We start from the raw sequence: 6,054 nt of genomic DNA, 5'->3' as shown, positions 1-6,054 counted from the left end.
CCCCCATACTTTTGGCCAACAGTGCAACACGCCAGCAAAGCCTCCGAGTCCTGCTCCCCATCAGTTTAGGACGTATCAGCGGCTATATAGCCCTCTCTCTTATTGCTTACTATAGTGCAACGATGATAAAATCTCTCATCAGCGATACCACCCTAATGGGGTATATGCTGGGGAGTGTCACCCTCATTCTCGCAGGGCGATTATGGTTCTCCCTTAGGACTTCATCCTCCTGCTGTAGCACCTCTACGCAGACACCCCAAGAAGCAATACCCCTTTTTATGACCGGCGTTTTCTTGTCGATGTCACTCTGTGCTCCCGTTATCACGATGATGACCCTCAGCGCAACCACCCCCTCTTTGCTCTGGGCAATCGCTTATGGCTTTACCTTCGGGTTAGGAGCAACACTCCTATGGTTCCTCTTTTTTTCAGTAGTTCTCACGGCCATACTCAAAGAGAGTCTCATTCACCTCTCTCGCTACCGAGCAGTGCTCCAACACACCGCACCGATCCTCCTTGCAGGGGTCGCAATTGCAATCTTTAACGGATGGATACACCTATGATGACAACCGCACGTAAATCTTTTCTCCTCTCCCTTACCTTTCATGCCCTCATGGGTTCTTTGGCTTTTTGGGTACTAACCCAACTCACTACCCCCCCTAAACTTGTGAAAATCCCTATGCATCACGTGACGCTGATCTCTCTCTCAAAACCCTCTCTAAAACCCCAACCGGTTCAAGCGCCTCTTATCGAGAAAATAAAACCTCTTGTGAAAGAGCCGCAAAAGCCGTTACTACAAAAACAGAGCGTTGCAAAAGAACCTATAGCCATCACAGCCCCGATTCAGCCCCCTGCACTATCGCAAGTAACACCGACTACACCTCCTGTACAAACCTTTGTTGCACCCGCACCGCCACCGGTAAAAGTATCGCCTAAACCCGATCTAACGGCTGCAAAAAGATCATTTTTTGCCTCTTTGCGTACCACGATACAGAACCATTTACGCTATCCGACCGCGGCACGACGCAGAGGGATGGAAGGGGAAATCGATGTGCGATTCACAATGGCGAATGATGGAACGATTAATACCATTTCGGTTCAGCGGGGAGAGGCTATTTTCCATAATGCGGTCAAAACCGCCGTTTCCTCAGCTTCAGGTATCGATGTACCGAAGAACCTCGTAGATTCTTTGCCGATGGAGATTGAACTGACATTAGAGTTTAAGCTCAACAGCTAAGGAATAAGCTCAGCTTAGCCCTATTTGTGGTAGGATTAAGTTTATTTAATTCGTCGCACTATGAGGATTGTTCGTGTCCCTAAAATCACCCTTTTCTTCTTTACTCCTCCTTTTCATCTCTACGTGTACGCACGCTTACGAGTTGGGTCGCGGAGCACAAATAAACGATCATATCAATGTGGGAGGATACTTTTCGAGCGAGTTCGAAGCAGGCCGAAGCGATGAGACCTTTACCCTTGATGACGTAGCCGTTATGGCCTATGGGGACATTAACCCTATGATTTCGTATTTGGCGGAGTTTGAAGCGGTCGGGTTTTACCACAAAAACTTCAGCGACGGGAGCGACGGAGGAAGCCAAAAGTTCCATGCTGAACGGCTTTACGGCGATCTGTGGATGTCGGATGATTTTAATATCCGTTTCGGAAAACAAATCACCCCCATCGGGTATTGGAATATGGAGCCGATTAACGTATTACGCGATACCACCTCCAATCCCCTTTACAGCATGCTCCTTTTTCCGAAATTTCTCACCGGTATCGATATCAACGGGTATGTACCGAGTACTGAGGGGTTGCGTTATCACCTTTTCGCCCAAAAAAATCATGATTTGGATGAAGAGTACATCAATATTCCCAACACCCATTTTTACGGTTTTGCCGTTGAAAAAGAGTTTTCTATGGAGTGGAACGGAGGCGGAAGCGTAGGGGAGTATATTACTAAAACCAACCAGAGGACACGTTTTCTTCAAGCGAACGTCAAATATGATGATAGCGAGTGGCAATTCGTCAGTGAAGCGCTGCTTGCCAAAAGTGACTACAATAGCAGAGAAGACGATTATACCCTCTCAGGCTATGTGCAGGCAATGTATCATTATATGCCCGAGCACGCTGTAGTCGGAAGAGTTGAGCATTATAACGACCATTTCTCGGACTATAAAGACACCATCTTCACGTTGGGCTACAGCTATCGACCCCTCTACCCTATCTCTTTAAAGGGGGAATACCAATGGCATTCTCAGAATGAGGAGAATCGGGCACTCTTCTCTTTTTCGGTGCTCTTCTGATGAAAACGATTACTCTGCTCCTTATCGCTGCTTCAACCCTCTTTGGAGCACAATACAGTGTGATTATCTCGAAAAAAGCCGAGGTGGGGACATTATCAACTCAGCAGATTCGGGATATTTTTTTACAAAAACGGCACTCTTTAGGAAATCAGAAAATCATCCCCCTCAATTTAGTCGGTCAAGAGGCTTCTCGAATCGCTTTTGAGAGTGACGTTTTAGGTATGGGGAGAGATCGGTTAAATGCCTACTGGGTCAAACAACATTTCCAAGGGATCACCCCTCCGATCACCCAGCCCTCCCATGAATCGATCAAAGCGTTTGTCCAAAACGTGGAAGGGGCTATCGGCTATATCCCCTCTTCCATGGCCGATGGCAGCGTAAAGGTTATCTATGAGTTTTAAACTCAAAACTATTCTTCTCTTTTTGGGGGTCAGCCTTATCCCCTATGCGTTGAGTATGATTTTGCTAGGCAACTCGTTTCGTCAAGAACAATACAATGCCGTTACGCAAGAGATGAATACCCAGCTAAGCCTTACGGTAGAGCGGATCGATCAGCATCTGCAAACCCTCCAAAACGATATGGCATTTATTGCCAAATCGGAAGTTATGAACGATCTCTATACCCAAGATTTGGATCGTCGTATCAGTACGATGCTTCTCTCCAAGAAAAATGATATGAAGATGAGCGGTGATTTTTATGTCATAGATGTGAACCGTAAAATTATCGCTTCCAGTGACTTTAGCGCTATTTCCAAAATCAAATCCATTCAACCTTTTTTTGCAATCCCTATTCACTCAACCTTCACCCAAGAAAAAATTGCTGAGCTCATCGTCACCTATCCGCTCGAAAACTTCCAACCGTTTTTTTCCAACTCTCCACAGCGCCATTATTATCTCAAACACCATGATGGAACCATTGCACTTCGACCCAATGTTTTTGAAGAATCGCTCCAAGTCTCCCATCCTCTCAAACATCAGCCGGAGCTAACCATTGTTTTGGAAGAAGAAAAAGGGTTTGCCTATCGCTTGCTTTACAAATACGAACAATGGTTTATTGCTCTGCTGATTACGGGTGCCATTTTCATAGCCGCCGCTGCCTATTATATTGCTACAGGGCTTATCCGCCCCGTTATTGCCCTCTCCGATACGGCCAAAAAAATCACCCGTACCCAAGATTATACACAGCAGGTTTCTGTTGATCGGGATGATGAGATCGGGCAGCTTTCCGATGCTTTCAATACGATGATCGGGGGGATGGATAAAGCGTTAGATGAAATCACCACTCTCAACCGTGAAATCGAAGACACACAGCGGGAAGTCGTTTTTACAATGGGTTCCATCGGGGAGAGCCGTTCCAAAGAGACGGGAAATCACGTCAAAAGAGTGGCGGAATATTCCAAACTTCTTGCTCTGTATTACGGCCTTAATGAAGAAGATGCCGAAATGCTCAGACAAGCTTCTCCTATGCATGATATCGGCAAAGTAGCTATTCCGGATGCCGTTTTAAACAAACCGGGGCGTTTTGACGAGGAGGAACGGCGCATTATGGATACCCATGCCGAACTAGGATATGAGATGCTCCAACACTCCAACCGACCGCTTCTTAAAATGGCAGCTACGGTGGCGTATGAACATCATGAAAAGTACAATGGAAGCGGCTATCCAAGAGGCTTGAGCGGTGAAGAGATCCATATCTACGGCCGTATTACGGCATTGGCCGATGTTTTTGATGCACTAGGGAGTGATCGCGTCTACAAAAAAGCGTGGGATGATGAGAAAATCTTTTCCCTCTTCAGGGAAGAGCGCGGTGAACATTTCGATCCCAAACTGATCGATATCTTTTTTGAGCGTTTGGATGAATTTCTCGCGATTCGTGAGACCTTTAAAGATACTCACGAATCTTAAAAAAATCTACTTTCCGTTGATCATCCGCGATACCAAACCGCTTTGATCACTCTTTTCCGCAAGGACAACTCCGATAATATGAATCGCGATAAAAGCAAAAATCGCCCATCCTAAAACCATATGGAGTGTCTCAACATTCTCTTTTGCCTCACCGGTAATCTTGTAATAGAGCGCCAAACCGCTAAGGGACATAGTTGCCATCAAAACATATACCGCTCGATACAGGAGATACACCTTTTGCATAGCAGGATTATCGTCAAATCCGAACCCGTTTTTGACCACCATCGCCAATCGCCAGAGCAATAAAACCGCAACCGCAATCCCCAAATAGATGTGCCAATCCCACATCGGTGAGCGGACTGCTTTACCGATTATTACTGCCTGATCATCGGTAATTATGGTCCCCAACTCCGCCATTTTTGTTTGAACGATTGAACCGATATTAGCCTTATGCATAACACTTTCTCGTAGCACGACCGTAATAAATAACCCAAATAGAGCGATGGCGTTCAGCCAATGCCACACTCTAAATGATGATGAAAAATTTCGCATAGAAACTCCTTGTATTTCAATACACCTATCTTACACTAAAATAATATATCGTGTGTTAACTCTGTATCAACACCCTAAAAAAGATCAACTATACCCCAAAACGCTAAGACTCACTATGGTATAATCGCGTCATTATTTAGCCGTTAAAAGGTAATTCTTATGCGCCAAACCATTACTGAAAAGATATTCTCCGAGCACGTCGGACGTACTGTTTATGCGGGTGAAATTGTCCGCTCACCTATCGATATGGTTATCGGTAACGACATTACGACCCCTATTTCGATCAAAGCATTCGAAGACTCGGGTGCGACTAAACTTGCGAATCCTGAGGGGTTCTCAATCGTCCTCGATCACTTCATCCCCGCCAAAGATATCGCTTCAGCCAACCAAGCCCGTATCAGCCGCGATTTCGCTAAAAAATATCAGATGAAACACTTTTTTGATGAAAAAGATATGGGAATCGAACACGCATTGCTTCCTGAAAAAGGGCTTGTCGTACCGGGCGATGTCATCATCGGTGCCGATTCGCACACCTGTACTCACGGTGCATTAGGGGCTTTTTCTACGGGAATGGGTTCTACCGATTTGGCATTTGCCATGATCACAGGGGGAAACTGGTTCAAAGTTCCGGAATCGATCAAAGTGGTATTGAGCGGTAAACCGGGCAAATATACTACGGGTAAAGATATTATTTTAGAGATTATCCGCATGATCGGTGTGGACGGTGCGTTGTACCGTACCCTCGAATTTACGGGAAGCACGATCCCTTACCTCAGCATGGATGATCGCTTCAGTATGTGCAATATGGCAATCGAAGCGGGGGCAAAAAGCGGTATCGTTGCGTATGATGAAATCACGGCAGAATTCCTCGCCGACAAACCGCTTGCGCGTGAACCGAAAATCCATTATTCCGACGATGATGCAACCTATGTTCAAATCCTCGAAATCGATGTGGCCAATCTCGAACCGGTTATCGCCTATCCGTTCTTACCGTCCAACGGCCACAGCCTCACTCAAGCTGTCTCCGATAACATCAAAATCGATCAAGCCTTTATCGGAAGCTGTACAAACGGTCGCTTGTCTGACCTTAAAATTGCAGCAGAGATACTCAAAGGCAAACGCGTTCACCCCGACGTCCGTCTTATCGTCACTCCGGGGACACAGAGAATCGTCCGTGAAGCAACCAAAGCGGGATATATCGACATCATCATCGATGCGGGCGGTGTTGTCTCTAACCCAACATGCGGTGCCTGTTTGGGCGGATACATGGGGATTTTGGGAGACAACGAAGTAGCCGTTG

General features: G+C 46.1%; 6 protein-coding genes and 2 pseudogenes. 7 read left to right on the top strand and 1 reads right to left on the bottom strand.

Going from position 1 to position 6,054, the window contains the following annotated elements:
* The 6 genes and pseudogenes from A2517_RS06135 to A2517_RS06110 all read left to right on the top strand — a co-directional run.
* On the top strand, positions 1–560 hold a 560-nt coding region (locus A2517_RS06135), incomplete at its 5' end, for a sulfite exporter TauE/SafE family protein (protein WP_294895166.1).
* Complete coding sequence (locus A2517_RS06130) at positions 557–1,234, top strand: TonB family protein (protein WP_294895164.1); 678 nt, start codon at positions 557–559, stop codon at positions 1,232–1,234. The genes A2517_RS06135 and A2517_RS06130, both read left to right, overlap by 4 nt.
* Positions 1,235–1,307: 73 nt before the next feature.
* A complete protein-coding gene (locus tag A2517_RS06125) occupies positions 1,308–2,297 on the top strand; it encodes a DUF481 domain-containing protein (RefSeq protein ID WP_294895162.1) in 990 nt (329 codons plus the stop codon).
* On the top strand, positions 2,297–2,698 hold the full coding sequence (locus A2517_RS06120; protein WP_294895160.1) for a hypothetical protein: 402 nt from the start codon (positions 2,297–2,299) through the stop codon (positions 2,696–2,698). The genes A2517_RS06125 and A2517_RS06120 overlap by 1 nt, the downstream gene beginning before the upstream one ends.
* Positions 2,688–3,533 (top strand): annotated as a pseudogene (locus tag A2517_RS06115) (HAMP domain-containing protein); the annotation flags it as partial. The gene A2517_RS06120 and the pseudogene A2517_RS06115, both read left to right, overlap by 11 nt.
* A gap of 30 nt (positions 3,534–3,563) precedes the next feature.
* A pseudogene (locus A2517_RS06110) lies at positions 3,564–4,202 on the top strand (HD-GYP domain-containing protein); the annotation flags it as partial.
* 6 nt (positions 4,203–4,208) lie between these two features.
* Here the strand turns inward: A2517_RS06110 and A2517_RS06105 are convergent.
* Positions 4,209–4,754, bottom strand: a complete 546-nt coding sequence (locus tag A2517_RS06105) for a cytochrome b/b6 domain-containing protein (protein ID WP_294895158.1) — start codon at positions 4,752–4,754, stop codon at positions 4,209–4,211.
* A gap of 159 nt (positions 4,755–4,913) precedes the next feature.
* Between A2517_RS06105 and A2517_RS06100 the strand changes: the two genes are divergently transcribed.
* Positions 4,914–6,054: 3-isopropylmalate dehydratase large subunit (locus A2517_RS06100; RefSeq protein ID WP_294895156.1), on the top strand; the 1,141-nt coding region annotated here is incomplete at its 3' end.

Origin of the sequence: Sulfuricurvum sp. RIFOXYD12_FULL_44_77, from assembly GCF_001830725.1 — a bacterium.
In the GTDB taxonomy this organism is placed as follows: domain Bacteria; phylum Campylobacterota; class Campylobacteria; order Campylobacterales; family Sulfurimonadaceae; genus Sulfuricurvum; species Sulfuricurvum kujiense_A.
This window is presented reverse-complemented; position numbering and strand designations above follow the sequence as displayed.

Bases quoted from the DNA above. Each gene is read 5' to 3' on its own strand.
- A2517_RS06120 (WP_294895160.1), top strand. From the start codon at position 2,297: ATGAAAACGATTACTCTGCTCCTTATCGCTGCTTCAACCCTCTTTGGA.
- A2517_RS06105 (WP_294895158.1), bottom strand. From the start codon at position 4,754: ATGCGAAATTTTTCATCATCATTTAGAGTGTGGCATTGGCTGAACGCC.
- A2517_RS06130 (WP_294895164.1), top strand. From the start codon at position 557: ATGATGACAACCGCACGTAAATCTTTTCTCCTCTCCCTTACCTTTCAT.